Raw genomic sequence first — 18,983 nt, 5'->3', positions numbered from 1 at the left:
CCAGGATGCATGGCAGGTGGATCGGCCTGCCGGGGTAATCCAGGCACCGATCAGCATCCTTGGCTGTCGTCACTGCATCCAAACCCTGCACTGTTACGTACAAGCGGCATCTGATCACGCCGGAAAGGACGAGCAAGCGCCATGCAGATACCTAGACAGCTCCTTGGTTTCTCCGGCTGGTTCCTGGTCACCTTCCTCGCCGCAGCGCTTGGTGCGCGGGCCTCCATCTCAGCCGCCAGTTTCTACGCCAGCCTTGCGCTGCCTGCATGGGCGCCACCGGCGAGCCTGTTCGGGCCGGTGTGGACCGCCTTGTATGCGCTGATGGCGCTGGCGGCATTCCTTGTCTGGCGAGAGCGCGGCTGGCGTGCGGCGACACCGGCCCTGACGCTGTACCTGCTGCAGCTCGGCCTCAACACGCTGTGGAGCTGGCTGTTCTTCGGCTGGAAACAGGGCGCGTTGGCTTTCGCCGATATCCTGTTGTTATTGGTGTTGATCGTCGCCACGCTGATTGCGTTCTGGCGCATCCACAAGGTCGCGGCCTGCATGTTGCTGCCCTATCTTGCCTGGGTGGGCTTTGCCAGCGTGCTCAACTACGCGGTCTGGCAGGCAAATCCCGGGCTGCTGTGAACGGCAAAGCCCGCGCCTCGGCGTGCTGCCGCAGCGGGCCTAGGCTGCGTCGGCATCCCCGAGCTGATTGATCTGCGAGCATTCCACCTCGGCGGGCGGATCACGCATGCGTGCCAACGCGATCATCGCGCGACCCAGAACCAGGTTGCTGGTAAACACCGACGGCAGGGCCGCTGTTGCCAGCAGCATCATTGGTCCACCAACCACATACAGCGGCTTCAACAGCGCATGCCGACTGCCGGTGCCAGCGACCGGCCGTACGCCACCCGGCCGCAGCATCACCGTACGCCCCGTCAGCCGGGCCAGTGCCCGCTCCGTTTCGCCTTTGATGCGCAGGGGCATCAAGTGGCTTTCTGGATTGGCGTGTGCACCCGATACATACAGGAACATCCCCTGTGGATTGGCTGCGAACCAGGTCTGCGCAACAGACAGTGTGGTGTCCAGCGTGACCCGCCGGTACACGTCTTCCGCTGTGCCCAAGGGCGGGGCGCCGGCGCAATAGAAGCAGGCGTCGAAGCCCACCAGGTCGGCCTGGCGACGATGGGCCTGCAGGAAGTCCTCCAGCACCAACTCCTCGGTTGCCGTGACCAGGCCGCCGGCGTGTCGCACCAGCGCGACCGTGCGTCTTACATGCACGGAGCCAGCGCAGGCCAACGCGACGCCTTGACCAACCAGCCCACTGGCTCCGGTCAACACGATCTTCAGGCGCCCGCCATCGTTCACCATTGGCCCCTCCGTACGAACTAGAGTTTGACGAAGCGCTGCACCTTGCGTGCCAACCAGCCACTGAATACCAGCGGTGCATCCAGTGCCGAAACACAGATGCACGGCACACCGGGCGCGGTCACCGGCTGGTGTTCCACCTCGGCATCCAGGTCCGCCACATCGCCAGGAGCAAACAGCCCCAGCGCGTCGTTGTACGAACCACGCAGGACCTGGGTGAGTTCACTGCGGCCATGGCTGTGCATGGGCAGGCATTTGCCCGGCGCGATCTTCAGCATGATCAGCGACGGCATCTGCCGTGCACGGATGCAATGCACGCCCGGCGCTATCCAGCGCCAGCGCAGGCTCGCCAGCGAGTCGCCGAAATACGGATGCAGCGATGCCGGTAGATACTCCGGGTCGGCCTGCGGCCGCTCCGGTGGTGCCGACCGCGCCGGTGGCGGCATCGCTACCGTACCCGCGTCCATCAGCTGCGCCAGCATGGCGGCGCGCAGCGTTTCGCGCCGCGTATCGTCGAGCACCGGCTGGGTCTGTTCCAGCAATGCCGAGCCGACCGCCTCGGCATCACGCAGACGCTGACGGCAGTGCGGGCACTGCTCAAGATGGGTACCGGCAACAATGCTCAACGGCGCCTGCAGTGCGCCGGCGGCGTAACTCATCAAGGTGGATTCGTGCAGGTGGTGGTGCGGGTTCATGACGCCCCCCCGACCTTGGACTGCAGCAGCAGGAAGGCCCGCCGCAGATGTGATTTGACCGTACCCAAGGGCATTCCCAACGCCTGCGCGATCTCGCCGTGGCTCTTTGCTTCGAAGTAGGACATCCGCACCAGCCGCGCCTGCACCGCCGACAACTCGTTGATGCGCTGGCGCAACCTCGCATGATCGGCGAACTGCTCGGCGCTGCTGCGATCAAGCACATCGGCCGTGGCCGCGTTCTCCACCGCCGCCTGCACCAGCGTCCAACTGCGCTCGTGGCGGACACGATCGATATGCAGGTTGCGCGCGATGCGGTACAGCCAGGTACTCAGCGCGCCCTGTGCCGGATCGAATTCCGCGGCCCGCAGCCACAAGCGCAGCAGGCATTCCTGCGCCAGCTCCTCGGCCACCGCCTCCGGGGCACCCAGGCCGCGCAGGTAGACACACAGGCGCGGCATGAAGTGGTCGTAGATGCGCATGAAGCAGTCGCGATCACGCAGCCGCGCCACACCGTCCATGTCACCGGCCCAGTTCATTGGCTCTTTGCTCAGCTGCTGTGAACTGGACACGATCCGGGCGGTGTCTAAGGGGGAAGGGAGGTTGCGGGGATCAGGGTACATCTGCGTGGGCAGGGCTGCAGTGAATGTGTTGTCCTTCCTACGCGCGGTGGCGGCGTTTGGATGCACCGCCGTGCCTGCATCCAACGGCCGGCTTCGCCCGTAGGCAAGGAGAGCTCATTCCGGAATGCCCCCATGCGTCTGGTCTGCCTGTTGTTGTTCCTGCCCTGCATGGCGTCGGCAGCGCCGCTGCTGCGCGGTGAAGGCGTTGCGACGACCCGCGACGGGGCAGTGGCCTACCGCGAGGTGCATTGGCAACGCGGTGCCGGGGACGCAGCCGAGCGCTGGGTGCAATACCTCTGCCCCGACGGCCAGCCCTTCGCGCGCAAGCACATGCAGGTCAACGGTTCCGCCCAGGCACCCAGCTATCGCTGGGAGGATCGCCGTAGTGGCCAGGCCGCCAGTGTGGCGGCCACAGGCGGCGTCGTACAACTGAACTGGAAAGAGGACGCGGCGGCGAAAACGCGGGCGCAGCGGCTTCCGCTTCCGGCCGATGCGGTGATCGATGCAGGGTTCGACGCCGCCGTGCGCGCGCACTGGCAGCAATTGATGCAGGGCGAGCGGCTCAGCCTGCAGTTCCTGGTCCCCAGCCGCCAGCGCTACTACCCGGTGCAGGTGCAGCGTGTCGGCACCATCCGCTGGCAGGGGCTTGATGCCCAGGCCATCCAGGTGCAGCTGGATGCCTGGTACGGGGTGGTCGCGCCGCGTCTTGCGCTGGTCTACGCCGATGCCGATCGGCGCCTGCTGGAATTCCACGGTACCAGCAACCTGCGCGATGCCCGCGGTGACTACCCGGTGGTGACGGTGCGCTTCGCACAGAAGGCAGTGGAGCGCCCGCTTGCGCAATGGCAGGCCGAGCTGCAGCAGGCGCTGGTGCCGCGCTGTGCCGCCACGCGTGGCTGATCCTGATGAAATCTTCATTACGCTGCATCCAATCACCGCCGCGCGCCGTAGAGAAGGGTAGGAAACCTCTCGAGATACGCGCCATGGCATCCGCAGCGCCCCTTCCCCGCCGCCGTGTGGCCCTGCTGCGTACGATCCAGCGCTGGTTCGACACCGCCGGTAGCGCTGATGTCGCTAGCGAGCCGCAGCTGGCCGACCGCATCGATTGGATGCGCGCCCTGCCCTTCGCGCTGCTGCACATCGGCTGCCTGGGGGTGATCTGGGTGGGTGTGTCGTGGACGGCGGCTGGCATCGCGCTGGCCCTGTATGCCGTGCGCATGTTCGCGATCACTGCGTTCTATCACCGCTATTTTTCCCATCGCACCTTCCAGACATCGCGCGCCGTGCAGTTCCTGTTCGCCCTTGTCGGCGCCTCCAGCGTGCAGCGCGGGCCGCTGTGGTGGGCGGCGCATCACCGGCACCACCACCGCCACGCCGACCAGCCGCTGGACCCACATTCTCCGCAGCAGAAAGGCTTCTGGCGCAGCCACGTCGGTTGGTTCCTGACCCGCGAAGCCTTCGCCACCGACCTGCAGCGCGTTCCGGATCTTGCCCGTTTTCCGGAACTACGCTGGCTGGACCGCTTCGACACCGTGGTACCTCTGCTGCTCGCCGCCGCCCTGTACGCACTGGGCGCGGCACTTGAACGCTGGGCCCCGGCCCTGCAGACCTCCGGCATGCAATTGCTGGTCTGGGGATTCTACATCTCCACCGTGGTCTTGTTCCACGCCACCGTCACCATCAATTCACTGGCCCACCGCTTCGGCCGCCGTCGCTTCGACACCCGCGATGACAGCCGCAACAATTTCTGGCTGGCGCTGCTCACCTTCGGTGAGGGCTGGCACAACAACCACCATTTCTTCCCCGGCACGGTGCGCCAGGGATTCCGCTGGTGGGAGATCGACCTGACCTGGTATGGCCTGCGGTTGATGGCGATGCTGGGCCTGGTCAAGGAGCTCAAGCCAATCCCGGCCTGGGTACTGGCCAAGGCGAGGAATTGACATGCGTATCGCCGTCATTGGTTCGGGAATTGCCGGGCTGGCCAGCGCCTGGTGGCTGGATGGCGCGCATGAAGTCACCTTGTTCGAGGCCAATGACTACCTCGGCGGCCACACCCATACCCATGCGCTGCAGGTGGACGGGATACCGATGGCCGTGGATACCGGCTTCATCGTCTTCAACCCGCAGCACTACCCGCTGCTGAGCGCGCTGTTCGATGAGCTTGGGGTGGAATCGCAGCCGACCACGATGAGCTTCTCCATGCGCAGCGAGCGCAGCGGCGTGGAGTACAACGCGACCTCCCTCGATGGCCTGTTCTGCCAGCGTCGCAACTTGCTGTCGCCACGCTTCTGGGGCATGTTGCGTGACCTGCGCCGCTTCTACCGTGAAGCACCGGCGCTGCTGGATGGCGGTGCCGGCCCCACGCTGGGCGAGTACCTGCGCAGCCAACGTTACGGCGAGGCCTTCGTCGAGGAACACCTGCTGCCGATGGCATCGGCGCTATGGTCATCGCCGACTGCAACCGTGCGGGATTTCCCGGCGCGCTACCTGGTCCAGTTCATGGCCAACCACCAGATGCTGCAGATCAGCCGGCGTCCACAATGGCGCGTGGTGAAAGGCGGCTCTGCGCGCTATATCGACGCCCTGCGGGCACGCTGGCAGGTGCGCGAACGGCTTGAATGCGCGGTCTGGAAGGTTGAGCGCGAAGCGGACGGGGCGTGGGTCCACAGCGCCGCAGGCGTTGAAGGCTTCGATGAAGTGATCATGGCCTGCCACAGCGACCAGGCCTTGCGCCTGCTCGATGACGCGGACCCGCTTGAGCAGCAGATACTGGGCGCCATCAACTACCAGCACAACGAAGTGGTGTTGCATACCGATGCCTCCCTGCTGCCACGCAGGCGCAAGGCGTGGGCGGCCTGGAACGCGCACGTGCCGAAAGCAACCGACGCACCATGCACGGTCAGCTACTGCATGAACCTGCTACAGGGACTTCCAGGCGATACGCCGCTGGTGGTGACGCTCAACGACAGCGCACGGATCGATCCGGCCAAGGTGCTGCGGCGCATGCGCTACGCACACCCGGTGCATGACCACGCCGCCGTGGCGGCACAACAGCGCTGGGCCGATATCCAGGGCCAGCGCCACACCTGGTTCGCCGGCGCGTACTGGGGCTGGGGCTTCCACGAAGATGGCATACGCAGTGCCCGCCGCGTGGTGGATGCGTTGACTGCGCGCAGGCCCAACGCATTCTGGCTGCCGCAGCCGGAGGCGACCGCATGACCAACAGTGCGATCTACCTCGGCCATGTGGTGCATCGCCGCCATCTTCCGCATCCACATGCGTTCCGCTATCCGATCGCCCAGCTGCTGCTGGACCTGGACGAACTGGAGCAGGTCTTTGCCGGGCGCTGGCTGTGGTCGGTGAACCGTCGCAACCTGGCCGAGTTCCGCCGCAGCGACTATTTCGGCGATCCGGCGCGGCCGCTGGCCGATGCGGTGAGAGACCACGCTGCAACCGTGCTTGGCCATCGGCCGGCCGGACCGGTGCGCCTGCTTACCCATCTGCGCGTTGCCGGCCACGTGTTCAATCCGGTCAGCTTCTACTACTGCTACCGGGCCGATGGCGTCAGCCTGGACTGCATCGTGGCGGACATCACCAACACGCCATGGAAAGAACGCCACGCCTATGTACTGCCTGCGGCAACCGCGCTCAGCAACGGCCGGGCGCTACGCTGGCAGTTCGACAAGTGCTTCCATGTTTCGCCGTTCATGGCGATGGATTGCCGCTACGACTGGCGCCTCACCGCGCCAGCCGACGACCTGCAGGTGCATATGCAGGTATGGCGCGAAGGCCTGCGCCAGTTCGACGCCACCCAGTCCATGCAGCGCCACCCGCTCAATGGTGCCGGCTTGGCGCGGGTGCTGGCCTGCTACCCGCTGATGACGCTGCAGGTGGTCGCCGCCATCCACTGGCAGGCACTGCGGCTGTGGCTCAAGCGCAACCCGGTCCATGACCATCCTTCCCTCGCCGAGAAAACGCGATGAACCAGATGACTTCCTCGGTGGCCCTGCCACAGCCCGGTGCGCTGGATGCACTGCTGCGCCGCCGGCTGCTGGCCGAAATCGCACCGTTGCGTGAGGGCTGTCTGCGTGTGCACGACGTGCTCGGCGAGGTGGTGCTCGGCGATGCTTCAGCGCAGCTGCAGGCCACGGTGACCATTGATGATCCCGCGTTCTATCGCAAGGTTGCCGCACAAGGCAGCGTCGGCGCTGGCGAGAGCTATATCAACGGCGACTGGCGTTGCGATGACCTGGTCACGCTGGTGCGCATCCTGGTGCGCAACCGCGACCTGCTCGATGGCATGGAACGCGGCCCCGCGCGTATTGGCGGCTGGCTGCTGCGTGGCTGGAACCGGCTGCGGCGCAACAGCCGCGAAGGCAGCCGCCGCAATATCGCCGCGCACTATGACCTCGGCAACGACTTTTTCGCGCTGTTCCTGTCGCCAGACCTGATGTATTCGTCGGCATTGTTCGCCAACGAGAGCACCTCGCTGGAGCACGCCTCGCAGCGCAAGCTCGACCGCATCTGCCAGCAACTGCAGTTGCAAGCCGGCGACCGGGTGATCGAGATCGGTACCGGCTGGGGTGGTTTCGCCCTGCACGCCGCACGGCACTACGGCTGCCATGTCACCACCACCACGATCTCGGCGGAGCAGCACGCACTGGCCGCGCAACGCGTGCGCGAGGCCGGACTGCAGGACCGGATCACCCTGCTGATGCAGGACTACCGCGATCTTGAAGGCCAGTTCGACAAGCTGGTCTCGATCGAGATGATCGAGGCCATTGGTGCCGAATACCTGGACACCTACATGGCCACCCTGCAGCGTCTGCTCAAGCCCGATGGGGTTGCGTTGCTGCAGGCGATCACCATCGAAGACCATCGCTACGAGCAGGCCCGGCGCAGCGTGGACTACATCAAGCGCTTCGTATTCCCCGGCAGCTTCATCCCCTCGATTGCAGCGATCCTGGCGGCGAAGACGCGAGCCAGCGACCTGCAGCTGGTGGCCCAGCACGACTTCGGCTACTCCTATGCCTTGACCCTGCGCGCCTGGCGCCAGCGCTTCATGGCACAGCTGTCTGCGGTGCACGCACAAGGCTTCGACGCGCGTTTCTGCAGGCTCTGGGAGTTCTATCTTGCCTACTGCGAGGGCGGCTTCCTTGAACGTTCGATCGGCGTCTCACACCTGCTGCTGGCGCGGCCCGGCCATCAACCCACCGCCAACGCCGGGCTGATCGGCTGACATGCGCCGGACCCTGCTCAACCTGCTCGGCAACCAACTGGTCTGGCTGTGCGCCGTGGCTGGTGCCGGACGGGGTTGGCAATGGCCGGCGCTGCTGGCCTCCGCCCTCTACATCGTCAGCCAGCTTTACAGCGCCGCGCAGCCGCGGACCGAGCTGCGTCTGCTGCTGCTCGCACTCGCGTACGCCTGGCTGGTCGATGGGCTTGCAGCGGCAAGCGGTCGTGTCGCCTACGCCGCTGCGCCGTTCGGCTGGGCACCGCCGCCCTGGATCTTGGCGCTGTGGGCCGCGTTCGCGATGACACTGACCTCGTCGATGGCCTTCCTGCAGCGGAACAGCTTGCTGCCGGCAACCTTCGGCCTGCTGTTGGCACCGCTGGCCTATCTATCCGCTGCACGCGGCTTTGATGCCGTGCTTTTTGCCGAGCCCGCCTGGCATGGATTGCTGTTGCTTGGCATCGGCTGGAGCGTGGCGCTGACGCTGCTGGTCACGAACGCGCGCAGGTGGACCCGCCGTTCAACACAAGGGCAACCAACAGGTGCTTGCACGTGAACAATCTGGGCTGGGTACTGTTGTACGCCGTGGCGATCATGCTCTGGGGCTGGGCCTGGCAGCTCCGCCATCGCAACATCGGCATCGTCGATGTGCTCTGGGCCAAGGGCCTGGCTGCCGCCGCGCTGCTGCTCGCGTGGCTTGGCGACGGCGCAGCGTTGCCGCGCATCAGCTTGGCCGTGCTCGGCGGATTGTGGGGAAGCCGGCTTGCCCTGCATCTATGGCAGCGCGTGCGACATGAGTCCGAAGATGGTCGCTACACGTATCTGCGCGAACATTGGCACAGCCATCAGGGCAAGATCTTCGGGTTCTTCATTGCACAGGCGTTGCTGATAGTTCTGTTCGCGCTGCCGTTCGTCGCGGTGGCCAGCAATCCGCGCACCGATGGCTACATCTGGGTGATGGCAGCAGGTTTGGTTTGGCTGCTGAGCGTGCTCGGCGAATCCATCGCCGATCGGCAGCTTGCGCGCTTCCGTGCAGCGCCAGCCAACAAAGGCCGCACCTGTCGGCAAGGGCTGTGGCGCTACTCGCGGCATCCGAACTATTTCTTCGAATGGCTGCACTGGTTCACCTACGTGCTGCTGGCCGTTGGCTCGCCACTATGGTGGCTGGCATGGACCGGGCCGGTGCTGATGTACCTGTTCCTGCGCTACCTGAGCGGCGTGCCGTTCACCGAGAAGCAGGCGCTACGCAGCCGCGGTGAAGACTACCGCGCTTACCAGCGCAGCACACCGATGTTCTTCCCCTGGTTTCCCCGCACCGCCAAGGAGCAATCACCATGAATGCAGCCACGCAACTGGATTCCGCCATCCATGCCGAGCCCGGCCTGACCGGGTGGGCCGAGCGCGGTTGGCTGCCGGATGCCGCACTGCGCTGGGGTATCCGCCGCCTGTGCGCACAGCGACTGGAGGAGGAATCGGAGGAAGGCCTGCAAGCGCAATCGGAGCGGTTCAGCCGGCGCATCGCCGAGTTGTCCAGCAGTCCACTCGCCCTGCACGTGGATGCTGCCAACCGCCAGCACTACGAAGTACCTGCTGCGTTCTTCCAGGCCTGCCTTGGCCACCGCTTGAAGTACAGCGGCTGCTACTACCATACCGGCACCGAGACCCTGGATCAGGCCGAGGACGCCATGCTGGAGCTGTACGGGGAACGCGCCGGGCTCGCCAATGGCCAGCACATCCTCGAACTGGGCTGCGGCTGGGGCTCGCTGACCCTGTGGATGGCCGAACGCTATCCTGGCGCGCGCATCACCGCAGTCTCCAACTCACACAGCCAGCGCAAGCACATCCTTGCCAAGTGCAAGGCACGCGGCCTGGACAACGTCGAAGTGCTGACCATCGATGTCAACCAACTGCAGCTGCCTGCCGCCACGTTCGACCGCTGTGTATCGGTGGAGATGTTCGAGCACATCCGCAACTACGAACGCCTGCTTGGCCGCATCTCGCGCTGGCTGAAGCCGGACGGCGCCTTGTTCGTGCATATCTTTGCCCATCGCACGCATATGTATCCGTTCGACACGATGGGCGAGGACAACTGGATGGGGCGTCATTTCTTCACCGGCGGGCTGATGCCGGCTGCCGATACCCTGCTGCATTTCCAGCGTGACATGCGGCTGCAGCAGCGCTGGCTGCTGGATGGCCGCCACTATCAACGCACCGCCAACCATTGGCTGCAGCGCCAGGATGCCGCCCGCGAGCAGCTCATGCCGCTGCTTGCGCAGACCTACGGCAGTGATGCCGCGGCGCGTATCTGGTGGCAGCGCTGGCGCATGTTCTGGATGGCCTGCGCGGAGCTGTTCGGTTACGACGACGGCCAGCAATGGCTGGTGGCGCACTACCTGTTCCGTCCCCGCTGAAAAGGACACGCGCATGCGAACCTTGCCGCTGCTGTCGATGCTGTCCATCGCCTTGTTCGGCGCTGGCTGCAGCAACCTGGACACGCGCCCGATCCCGCGCCCGGCATCGGTGGATGTTCCGCGCTTCATGGGCGACTGGTATGTGATCGCGCATATTCCGTCGCGACCGGAACGAGAAGCCTTCGATGCGGTTGAAAGCTATGCACCGCGGCCTGACGGACGTATCCAGACAACCTTCACCTACCGCAAGGGCAGCTTCCAGGCGCCACTGAAAACCATGCACCCCATCGGCAAGGTCGAGGCCGAAGGCAATGGCGCAGTCTGGGGCATGCAGTTCATCTGGCCGATCCAGGCCGAATACATCATCGCCTGGGTGGACGAGGGCTACAGCCAGGCCATCGTCGCCCGCAGCAAGCGCGATTACGTCTGGTACATGGCGCGCGCACCGCAGGTTTCGGAAGCGGACTACCAACATGCGGTGGAGCGCATCAAGGCCATGGGCTATGACGTAAGCAAGCTGCGACGGGTGCCGCAGTCGGTTCGGCAAGACGCAGCGGGCGGACACTGAAACAGCGTCGCTTCGGCAGTGATCTACTGGTGGCGACGCGTATGCTCCAGCAGGTCGCCGTCAGCTCGTCATCCGTAGGGCGCTCACAGACGTACCGGATCGCGCCGTGGAATCAGCGCCCCACCGTCAATGGTCGCAAGCACCGGCGCACCGTTGCTTCCCTTGCTCCAAACGCTGCCGGCATACCGGCCGGCAAGCGGATGCCAGCCCTGTGGAACGAACGCGAAGGTCCAGGCCACCGCTTCACCCTGCACGATCTTGGCGTGGCAGGTCACCACGTCGCTCCACTCGCGCAGTTCAATGACAACTTCGCATGACGTCGGCCTGCCCACATCGTAGGCAGTGACTGCAGCGGCAATGTTGCGACCCGCGCCGCGATCAGACAGCGCGACGATACAGAAAAAGGCCGCAAACAGTAGCGGTAGCGGATGCCAGAGCAACAGCGCAGCAATCGCACACAGTAAGGCGATGGCCAACAACCAGTAGTGGAAACGAGCAACGATTCCCAACGCCAGCCCAGGCCGAAACCTGGCGATCTGTTCCTCGACGGACAAGTCTTTCAACGCCACTCCTCCCGAAGTAGGCGCGCAACAGTGCGCTTGTGACCACCAGTGCCAAGTTTGCCACGTGCCGCCCCAAGCCAGGCAAAGGTATGACGCGACCGCCTGCCGACCAGCCACAATTCGGTGTGCGCTGGACCGATCAGCGTCCGCGACGCAGCTTGGACAAGTCATTGGCCAGACATGCGAAGAGCGTTGCATCATGTCCACCGAAGTTGAAGGAGCATTCCGTGAAGGGAAGAGCAATAAGGCTGGCCACCCCGGCCGACATCGACGCCATTTTCCACATCCGTACCAGCGTTCAAGAGAATCATCTGTCCCTTCGCCAACTTGCCGAGATGGGAATAACCCATGAGGCGATTCAACAGGCGATTCTGGGGGCTCCATGCGCCTGGGTCGCCGAGGTAGATGGCGTACCGGTTGGCTTCTCGATGGTGGATGTTGGGGACGCATGCGTGTTTGCCGCCTTCGTCCTGCCGGAGTTCGAGGGGCTGGGCCTGGGCCGTAGCCTGATGGACAAGGCGGAGGAGTTCCTGTTCCAGCACCACCAGACGATCTGGCTGGAGACAGCTGAAGCCAGTCGGGCCAGCGGCTTCTATAGAGCCCTGGGTTGGCAGCCCGTGGCGAACTTGCCGGAGGGTGATGTCCGGTTTGAAAAGCGCAGGAGGTAGTCAGGGACGCCTGCACTGCAAATCCGCAGTTCGGTGCAGCTTCCCTGCTCAACGGTGCTGACGAAATGCCTCGGACCGTACGCACAAAAAAGCCCGCATCTCTGCGGGCTTGGTATGAATTCCGGACGTGCCTGGACGCCATGGGATCAGGCGATGGTGCGCTTATCCGACCCAAATAATCGATACAACCATATGTTTTAAATGCAATAAAGATAAATTTCACATTGAAGATACCCCCATTTATACCCCTTAGTTGATTGAATGCTGTTGGACTTGCTTGGACAAGAGTGCCGTTTGTCGTCGAAGCCCCTCTTAGCCATTGATGTCCGCTATCGGCCAGAAGCAGACGTTAGATTGCGCTGCCGAAACGCCCCTCACCGAACTGGCGGCGTTACCACGTCATTGCCCAACCCGCCATGGCAGCCAGTAACACGACCAGGACCGGCGGAGCACGCGCAACAACCAGTAGCCCGAATGCGACCAGTGCCATCGCGACATCCCATCGGTCATGGATCGCGCTCGTCCACACCGGGTCATACAACGCCGCCAGCAGGATGCCGACTACCCCGGCATTGACGCCTGCAATCGAAGCTTGGAGATCCTTGCGGTGGCGCAGGGACTCCCAGAACGGCAGCACCCCCACGAGCACAAGAAGGGCTGGCAGGAAAATGACCACCAATAGTGCAAGGCCGCCTGCCCAGCCACCCAGCGGCCCCTCGGCCATAGCCCCCAGATACGCTGTAAAGGAGAAGAGAGGGCCCGGCACCGCCTGCGCCGCACCGTACCCGGCGAGGAGATCCGCCGTGCTCACGGTGCCGCTCTGGACGACCGCGGTCTGCAGCAACGGCAGCACGACATGGCCGCCGCCGAAGACCAGGGCGCCAGCGCGGTACACACCCTCCAACAGCACGGCCAAGGGGGAGCCGCTAACCACCGCCCACACGGGCAGCAGAACAAGCGGCAGCACCAGTAGCACCAGTGCCACTGCGCCGGTTCTTCGCGAGACGGGGTAGCCGCCGTCTGATTGGCCAGAAGCCGGTTCGATCTTCAGCATCCAGCGACCGAGCAGTCCGCTGAAGATGATCACCACGATCTGGCCGGCGACCGAGGGTATGGACAAAGTCAACACAGCGGCAAAAAACGCCATCCCTGCCCTCAGACGGTCCGGGCACAGGGATCGGGCCATTCCCCATACTGCTTGAGCCACCACCGCAACTGCCACGATCTTCAGGCCATGCAGCCAGCCGGATTCAACGATGCCCTGGTATTTGGCAACCCCCAAAGCGAACAGGATCATCAGCACGGCCGAAGGCAGCGTAAAGCCAGCCCAAGCGGCCAACAGGCCAGGCCAGCCAGCGCGGCGCAAGCCCAACGCCATCCCAACCTGGCTGCTGGCCGGGCCTGGCAGTAACTGGCACAGGGCCACCAGATCAGAGTAGCTACGGTCCGTCAGCCAACGGCGGCGTTCGACGAACTCGAGGCGGAAGTAGCCCAGATGGGCGATCGGGCCGCCGAACGACGTCAGCCCCAACCGCAGGAATACCAGGAAGACGCGCCACGCGCTGTCGCTTGTTGTGGGATCGAGCGCCGACATTGACCATGACCTCCTGTGGTTCTCAACGGCGACAAGCCCAGCCAGGCACTAGGATCACGGCGTCAAGCTTCCCGCGTGCCCGGTCACCAGCTCTCCATCTTCCTTTCGGAACGGCCCGGGCAGCGACGGCAGGATCTCCAGCACCACTTCCGAAGGCCGGCACAGACGAGTACCCCTATCGGTTTGTACGAGAGGACGATTGATGAGTATCGGGTGCGCCAGCATCGCATCAAGCAGCGCGTCGTCGCTCAGTGCTGCGTCGCCTAGCCCGAGCGCTTCATACGGCGTCCCCTTCTGCCGGATGGCATCACGTACGCTCAACCCCGCCGCCGTAATGAGCTCGACTAGGCGCGCACGGCTGGGTGGGTTGGCCAGGTAGTCGATCACTTCCGGCTCGATGCCGACGAAGCGAATCAGTGCCAAAGTATTGCGCGAGGTGCCGCAGTTGGGGTTGTGATAGATGACAGCGTTCACGCACTTTCCTCTTTGTTCAAAACGGCCTCCACCACGCCTGCGGCAGCGGCCAGCGCCGCCGCCTCAACGGCCCCCTTGCGCTCGCTGTATCGGTCCACCAGGTAGTCGCTACGCCCGCGCACCAGAATGGTGAACTTGATTAGTTCCTCCATCACGTCCACTACGCGATCGTAGTACGCCGAAGGCTTCATTCGACCGTCGTCATCGAACTCCTGCCAGGCCTTGGCCACCGAGGATTGGTTCGGGATCGTGACCATGCGCATCCAACGGCCGAGCACGCGCAGCGCGTTGACCACGTTGAACGACTGAGAACCGCCGCAGACCTGCATCACAGCCAGCGTCCGGCCCTGAGTGGGTCGCACGCTGCCCTCTTCTAGTGGCAGCCAGTCGATCTGATTCTTGAATACTGCAGTAAGGGTGCCGTGGCGTTCCGGGCTGATCCACACGTGTCCTTCCGACCACAGCGATGCCCTACGCAGCTCCTGCACCTTCGGGTGAGTGGCCGGCACCGAGTCAAGCATCGGTAGCTCATGTGGATCAAAGAGGCGGGTTTCCGCCCCAAGCTGCTCCAGCAGCCGCTGCGACTCAAGCGCCAGCTTGCGGCTGAACGACTGCGGCCGCAGCGACCCATACAGGATCAGGATGCGTGGCCGGTGTGGCTGGGCGACCGGATCGTTGAGCTTGGCGGCCGTGGGGATGTCCAAGGCACCCGAGACCACGTTAGGGATCTGCTGCACGGGGGTTGTCCTGTCATTTTAATTCGATTATTCTAGAATCATGGAACATAAAAAAGCAACCCACGCCTTGGCTGCACTGGGTCATGCCACCCGCCTGTCGATCTTCCGCATCCTGGTTCAGGCGGGGAGCGCCGGCAAGCTGGCTGGCGATATTGCGCATGCGCTCTCTTTGCCTGGCGCCACACTCTCCTTCCACCTGAAGGAACTGCTTGCTGCGGGACTGATCAGCGCCGAGCAACGTGGCCGGACCATCTGCTACCGAGCCGAGTTCGTGGCGATGAACGAGCTGGTGGCCTACCTGACTGAAAACTGCTGTGCCGACGAACAGGCCTGTGAACGCCCCGCAGGATGCTGACCCCATATCCCAGAGTTCGCCAAAATGACCCGTCGTGTTCTCTTTCTTTGTACCGGCAATTCCGCGCGCAGCGTGTTGGCCGAATCGACCCTGACAAAGTGGGGCGAAGGCCGCTATCGGTCCTTCAGTGCAGGCAGCCAGCCGGCCGGTCGGGTCAATCCGTTCGCCATTGCTCAGTTGCAGCGCGAGGGCTTCCCGGTGGAGGGCCTGCGCAGCAAGTCCTGGGATGAATTTGCCGAAGCGGATGCTGCTGCCATGTACCTGATTGTCACCGTGTGCGACAGCGCGGCCGTCGAAGCGTGCCCGGTCGTGTTTGGCGATTTCGTGCGCGTGCACTGGGGCTTGTCCGACCCGGCCGGCGTAGAAGGCTCGGATGCACAGAAGGCTGAAGCATTCGATCGGGCACATCAGATCATCAAGGCCCGCCTGAAGGCCTTCCTGGAGATTCCTGACGGGGCATGGGATGACCGTGAAGCTCTCAAGGCACAGCTCGATCAGATTGCGCAGATCAACTGACCGTCCTCCCGGAAACTCCCATGACTACTGAAACCTCCCGCCTGTCCTTCCTGGACCGGTATCTCACGCTCTGGATCTTCGCCGCCATGGCGCTCGGCGTCGGCCTGGGCGCGTTGTTCGAGGGCGTGCCCAACGCGTTGAACAGCCTTTCGATAGGGTCGACCAACATTCCGATCGCGATCGGTTTGATCCTGATGATGTATCCGCCGCTGGCCAAGGTGAAGTACGAGGAACTGCCCACGGTCTTTGCCGACAAGCGCGTGCTGATGCTCTCGCTGCTGCAGAACTGGATCGTGGGCCCGTTCCTGATGTTCGGCCTGGCGGTGCTGTTCCTGCGCGACTACCCCGAGTACATGACCGGCCTGATCCTGATCGGCCTGGCGCGCTGCATTGCCATGGTGCTGGTGTGGAACCAGCTGGCACGCGGCGACGGCCAGTACGTGGCCGGCCTGGTGGCATTCAATTCGATCTTCCAGATAGCGCTGTTCGGCGTTTACGCATGGTTCTTCCTTTCCTGGTTGCCGCCAGTGTTCGGCCTGCAGGGCAGCGTCATCGATGTCAGTGTCTGGACCATCGCCGAGGCGGTGCTGATCTACCTGGGCATCCCCTTCCTGGCCGGCTTCCTCACCCGTCGATGGCTGAAGGCTCGCAAGGGCGTGCAGTGGTATGAAGAGAAGTTCCTACCTGCCATCAGCCCGATAACGCTCGCCGCACTGCTGTTCACCATCGTGGCGATGTTCAGCCTGAAAGGCGGTGACGTGCTGCGGATTCCCATGGACGCGGTGCGCATCGCGATCCCGCTGACGCTTTACTTCATCATCCAGTTCGTCATCAGCTTCTTCATGGGCAAGCTGATCGCCAAGGACTATCCGCGCACCACTGCGATCGCGTTCACCGCGGCAGGCAACAACTTCGAACTGGCCATCGCGGTAGCCATCGCGGCATTCGGTCTGGCCTCGCCGGTCGCCTTCGCCGCCGTCATCGGCCCGCTAGTGGAGGTGCCGGTATTGATCCTGCTGGTCCATGTTGCCTTGCGACTAGGCAAGCGTCACTTCCCCGCTGATGCACGGAGCCGCTGATCTACAGTAACTGTTGGTATGTTCATACCGTTGAACCTTCCGTTCCAGTACAAGGAGCGAGCGGGATGTATTGCACCTAGCGTCTATTTCTGCACATCGGCTAGCTGACGCTTCTCTCGTCACGATCACAATCGCCGCATCGGCACAGGCACCGGAGTTTGATCACATCAACACTTGATTCTGAACGAGACGTCTACTGCGAAACGGGGAGACCGCTCAAGTACGAGAAGCTGGGACCCAACGCGAAAAACGCGCTAGCTGCTACTTTGATTACCAAGTAACCCGCATTCCTGTCGCCTAAAGGCAACCTCACTGCCTGGCGCCACTCACCTTCGTCACACACGGACGCTAGAAAGGGCCTATGGTGGTTGCTCAAACGCGCACTTCGCGCACGGATCAGCCATGAACCATGACGATGCACGGGCCGACTTAGATGATTTCGCGGCCGATATGATGGCGTCTACCCATTCTTGGAGCTATTCCAAACGGCTGGACACCTTACGCTCTCTGGAAATCCTCTCAAAGAAGGCACTGCGCTCGATAGTGGGTCTACCCAATGAAGCTGAGTGCCGAAATGGCATTGAAGCAGTGCTGGATAGGATCAAAAGCATGCTGACAGCCACCGAGCAGCTCGAGTTGCTGAGAAGCAAGTATCCGCATTGAGCCATCAATCTGGTTCCAGGGAAGAATTCGCTGCATTCATTGGCTCGTGAAGCGTATTCAGCAGCCAACCCTCTTTTCTCCCAAAGTAGTGGTACATCGGCGTATCTCTCAACTTGCATCATCTCGCGTGAGGCGGTCGCGCCCTTTGCGAACCCGAACTGCCCACATCATTCAGTCTGCAGCTGGGTGATCGTCACAAAAATACACAGAGTTATCTGCGGCACACGGGTGCTGAATTCGGCTTTGCCATACGTCGAGCTAAGGATCAATCCTGAGACGTGCTAGCATCAGATCACAGGTCTAGCCTGCTTCGCGTTCGGTGCAGCTGTTTTGATAGTTGCGCATATCGCTCCTTTTCATGCGTTACCTGCCCAGATCCCTGGGTGGTCGCTCGACGGGAGTGCGCAATGCCCGCTTTTAAGACACGAAACGTGAAAGTCACCATCGGTGGCGACTCCTACTTGCTACGCATCCTCAGCGATAAGCAGCAGGTCAGCGACTTGGAGGGGCATAGGAAGCGTCTTCATATTTCCTCGGCGCAATGGGGCTTGTTTGGTCAGCTGTGGCCATCAGGTCAATTACTTGCCCAGGCCATGTGCCGCTTCGAAATTTCGGGCAAGCGAGTACTTCAGCTTTCTTGTGGAATCGGGCTTGCTAGCATTGTGCTGATGCGACGCGGCGTCGAGGTAATTGCCTGCGATGAGCATCCATTGGCCGAGCCTTTTCTAGCTCACAATGCTGCTCTGAACGGATTGCCACCCGTACAATTCCATCACTTTCGTCACGGGCGGGAACCAACCGCGCTAGGCGCCTTTGACTTGATCATAGCCAGTGACGCTCTACATGATCGATCACAAGCCGAAGTCATAGCGAATGTCGTGCTCCACCATGCCAAACCTAGAGCCGAGGTCGTGATAACGGATCCTGGCTTGAGTAGCAGCGAAGAATTCTCCCAGATGTTGATCAAGCAAAGGTTCGCTCTCAAATCGACAAGATGTCGAATGGATGACTCCAACCAAGAGCCATATCGCGGCCAGCTGTTGCACTACTCGCGCAACATGATCACTGCTACCACATGAACCGTGCTAAGCGGGAAAGCATCGCCAGTATCACGTGCGCGACTTGTGATTCATTGTGCTGCAGACTCACAGTCATTTTGGGCAAAGATGATTCAGTGCCTGCCCATCTAACAACCCATCAGGTAGGAGGCTTGCATGTCATGGCCAAGGACCAAGATGGGTGGTGCGCAGCACTAGATGGGAAACAGATGAAGTGTCGCATTTATTCCAGCAGACCTATCGTCTGCAAATCCTTTGCCATGGGCGGCCCCTACTGCCGCGCTGAACGCGACGAACATGCCAAGCAGAGTACTCGCCTCATCGCAATGAAACTCATAGGAGAAACAAGTCATGATGGCAACAAAGCGCACTAAAGGTCGATACCCGGCTACAAAATCG

The 18,983-nt window shown here is 62.8% G+C and carries 24 protein-coding genes; 17 read left to right on the top strand and 7 right to left on the bottom strand.

The features are described from left to right. Window positions 1-141: 141 nt before the first annotated feature. Window positions 142-627 carry a TspO/MBR family protein gene (locus AC1VWL_RS02450; protein WP_481533771.1) on the top strand — a complete coding sequence of 162 codons (486 nt, stop codon included), beginning with the start codon at window positions 142-144 and terminating at the stop codon, window positions 625-627. A gap of 39 nt (window positions 628-666) precedes the next feature. Here AC1VWL_RS02450 and AC1VWL_RS02445 read toward each other — a convergent pair whose 3' ends face one another. From AC1VWL_RS02445 to AC1VWL_RS02435, 3 genes are read right to left on the bottom strand one after another with little or no spacing between them, the layout of a single operon-like run. Further along, window positions 667-1,353, bottom strand: a complete 687-nt coding sequence (locus tag AC1VWL_RS02445; protein WP_482985614.1) for a Rossmann-fold NAD(P)-binding domain-containing protein — start codon at window positions 1,351-1,353, stop codon at window positions 667-669. A gap of 17 nt (window positions 1,354-1,370) precedes the next feature. Then, window positions 1,371-2,045, bottom strand: a complete 675-nt coding sequence (locus tag AC1VWL_RS02440; RefSeq protein WP_482985613.1) for a ChrR family anti-sigma-E factor — start codon at window positions 2,043-2,045, stop codon at window positions 1,371-1,373. Beyond that, a complete protein-coding gene (locus AC1VWL_RS02435; protein ID WP_481512910.1) occupies window positions 2,042-2,665 on the bottom strand; it encodes a sigma-70 family RNA polymerase sigma factor in 624 nt (207 codons plus the stop codon). Before AC1VWL_RS02435 ends, AC1VWL_RS02440 begins: the two co-directional genes overlap by 4 nt. 132 nt (window positions 2,666-2,797) lie before the next feature. On the opposite strand from AC1VWL_RS02435, the gene AC1VWL_RS02430 reads away from it, so the two are divergent. The 9 genes from AC1VWL_RS02430 (at window position 2,798) to AC1VWL_RS02390 (ending at window position 10,877) form a co-directional block, all read left to right on the top strand. After that, window positions 2,798-3,565 carry a hypothetical protein gene (locus tag AC1VWL_RS02430; protein WP_482985612.1) on the top strand — a complete coding sequence of 256 codons (768 nt, stop codon included), beginning with the start codon at window positions 2,798-2,800 and terminating at the stop codon, window positions 3,563-3,565. A gap of 83 nt (window positions 3,566-3,648) precedes the next feature. Continuing rightward, on the top strand, window positions 3,649-4,605 hold the full coding sequence (locus AC1VWL_RS02425; RefSeq protein ID WP_482985611.1) for an acyl-CoA desaturase: 957 nt from the start codon (window positions 3,649-3,651) through the stop codon (window positions 4,603-4,605). Between the two features lies 1 nt (window position 4,606). Then, complete coding sequence (locus AC1VWL_RS02420; protein WP_482985610.1) at window positions 4,607-5,884, top strand: NAD(P)/FAD-dependent oxidoreductase; 1,278 nt, start codon at window positions 4,607-4,609, stop codon at window positions 5,882-5,884. Further along, window positions 5,881-6,648 (top strand): DUF1365 domain-containing protein, encoded by a 768-nt coding sequence (locus tag AC1VWL_RS02415; RefSeq protein WP_482985609.1) that lies wholly within the window; start codon window positions 5,881-5,883, stop codon window positions 6,646-6,648. Before AC1VWL_RS02420 ends, AC1VWL_RS02415 begins: the two co-directional genes overlap by 4 nt. Beyond that, complete coding sequence (locus AC1VWL_RS02410) at window positions 6,645-7,904, top strand: class I SAM-dependent methyltransferase (protein WP_482985608.1); 1,260 nt, start codon at window positions 6,645-6,647, stop codon at window positions 7,902-7,904. The genes AC1VWL_RS02415 and AC1VWL_RS02410 overlap by 4 nt, the downstream gene beginning before the upstream one ends. Before the next feature lies 1 nt (window position 7,905). Beyond that, window positions 7,906-8,454 (top strand): DUF2878 domain-containing protein, encoded by a 549-nt coding sequence (locus AC1VWL_RS02405; protein WP_482985607.1) that lies wholly within the window; start codon window positions 7,906-7,908, stop codon window positions 8,452-8,454. Continuing rightward, window positions 8,451-9,236 carry a DUF1295 domain-containing protein gene (locus AC1VWL_RS02400; RefSeq protein ID WP_482985606.1) on the top strand — a complete coding sequence of 262 codons (786 nt, stop codon included), beginning with the start codon at window positions 8,451-8,453 and terminating at the stop codon, window positions 9,234-9,236. The genes AC1VWL_RS02405 and AC1VWL_RS02400 overlap by 4 nt, the downstream gene beginning before the upstream one ends. Next, window positions 9,233-10,309, top strand: coding sequence for an SAM-dependent methyltransferase (locus AC1VWL_RS02395; RefSeq protein ID WP_482985605.1), 1,077 nt, complete (start codon window positions 9,233-9,235; stop codon window positions 10,307-10,309). Before AC1VWL_RS02400 ends, AC1VWL_RS02395 begins: the two co-directional genes overlap by 4 nt. 37 nt (window positions 10,310-10,346) lie before the next feature. Beyond that, a complete protein-coding gene (locus tag AC1VWL_RS02390; protein ID WP_482985622.1) occupies window positions 10,347-10,877 on the top strand; it encodes a lipocalin family protein in 531 nt (176 codons plus the stop codon). A gap of 83 nt (window positions 10,878-10,960) precedes the next feature. On the opposite strand, the gene AC1VWL_RS02385 is transcribed toward AC1VWL_RS02390, so the two are convergent. Further along, window positions 10,961-11,440 (bottom strand): hypothetical protein, encoded by a 480-nt coding sequence (locus AC1VWL_RS02385; RefSeq protein ID WP_482985604.1) that lies wholly within the window; start codon window positions 11,438-11,440, stop codon window positions 10,961-10,963. Between the two features lie 227 nt (window positions 11,441-11,667). Between AC1VWL_RS02385 and AC1VWL_RS02380 the strand changes: the two genes are divergently transcribed. Continuing rightward, window positions 11,668-12,108 carry a GNAT family N-acetyltransferase gene (locus AC1VWL_RS02380; protein WP_482985603.1) on the top strand — a complete coding sequence of 147 codons (441 nt, stop codon included), beginning with the start codon at window positions 11,668-11,670 and terminating at the stop codon, window positions 12,106-12,108. A 391-nt stretch (window positions 12,109-12,499) separates the two neighbouring features. Here AC1VWL_RS02380 and chrA read toward each other — a convergent pair whose 3' ends face one another. From chrA to arsH, 3 genes are read right to left on the bottom strand one after another with little or no spacing between them, the layout of a single operon-like run. Then, window positions 12,500-13,702 carry a chromate efflux transporter gene (chrA, locus tag AC1VWL_RS02375; protein ID WP_482985602.1) on the bottom strand — a complete coding sequence of 401 codons (1,203 nt, stop codon included), beginning with the start codon at window positions 13,700-13,702 and terminating at the stop codon, window positions 12,500-12,502. Window positions 13,703-13,756: 54 nt separating this feature from the next. Then, on the bottom strand, window positions 13,757-14,176 hold the full coding sequence (gene arsC, locus AC1VWL_RS02370) for an arsenate reductase (glutaredoxin) (RefSeq protein WP_482985601.1): 420 nt from the start codon (window positions 14,174-14,176) through the stop codon (window positions 13,757-13,759). Beyond that, window positions 14,173-14,913, bottom strand: coding sequence for an arsenical resistance protein ArsH (gene arsH, locus AC1VWL_RS02365; RefSeq protein ID WP_482985600.1), 741 nt, complete (start codon window positions 14,911-14,913; stop codon window positions 14,173-14,175). Before arsH ends, arsC begins: the two co-directional genes overlap by 4 nt. Window positions 14,914-14,953: 40 nt before the next feature. On the opposite strand from arsH, the gene AC1VWL_RS02360 reads away from it, so the two are divergent. The 6 genes from AC1VWL_RS02360 (at window position 14,954) to AC1VWL_RS02335 (ending at window position 18,958) form a co-directional block, all read left to right on the top strand. Continuing rightward, window positions 14,954-15,268: an ArsR/SmtB family transcription factor gene (locus AC1VWL_RS02360; RefSeq protein ID WP_482985599.1), complete on the top strand. Its 315-nt coding sequence runs from the start codon at window positions 14,954-14,956 to the stop codon at window positions 15,266-15,268. 24 nt (window positions 15,269-15,292) lie between these two features. After that, a complete protein-coding gene (locus AC1VWL_RS02355; RefSeq protein WP_482985598.1) occupies window positions 15,293-15,784 on the top strand; it encodes an arsenate reductase ArsC in 492 nt (163 codons plus the stop codon). 20 nt (window positions 15,785-15,804) lie between these two features. Further along, a complete protein-coding gene (gene arsB / locus AC1VWL_RS02350) occupies window positions 15,805-16,863 on the top strand; it encodes an ACR3 family arsenite efflux transporter (protein WP_482985597.1) in 1,059 nt (352 codons plus the stop codon). A gap of 402 nt (window positions 16,864-17,265) precedes the next feature. Then, window positions 17,266-17,526 carry a hypothetical protein gene (locus AC1VWL_RS02345; RefSeq protein ID WP_482985596.1) on the top strand — a complete coding sequence of 87 codons (261 nt, stop codon included), beginning with the start codon at window positions 17,266-17,268 and terminating at the stop codon, window positions 17,524-17,526. A gap of 431 nt (window positions 17,527-17,957) precedes the next feature. Further along, window positions 17,958-18,605 carry a class I SAM-dependent methyltransferase gene (locus AC1VWL_RS02340; RefSeq protein ID WP_482985595.1) on the top strand — a complete coding sequence of 216 codons (648 nt, stop codon included), beginning with the start codon at window positions 17,958-17,960 and terminating at the stop codon, window positions 18,603-18,605. Further along, entirely contained in the window at window positions 18,602-18,958 is a 357-nt protein-coding gene (locus tag AC1VWL_RS02335) for a YkgJ family cysteine cluster protein (protein WP_482985594.1), read from the top strand. The genes AC1VWL_RS02340 and AC1VWL_RS02335 overlap by 4 nt, the downstream gene beginning before the upstream one ends. The last annotated feature ends 25 nt before the right edge of the window (window positions 18,959-18,983 follow it).

This window comes from Stenotrophomonas sp. STEN063 (assembly GCF_056854515.1).
This window is presented reverse-complemented; position numbering and strand designations above follow the sequence as displayed.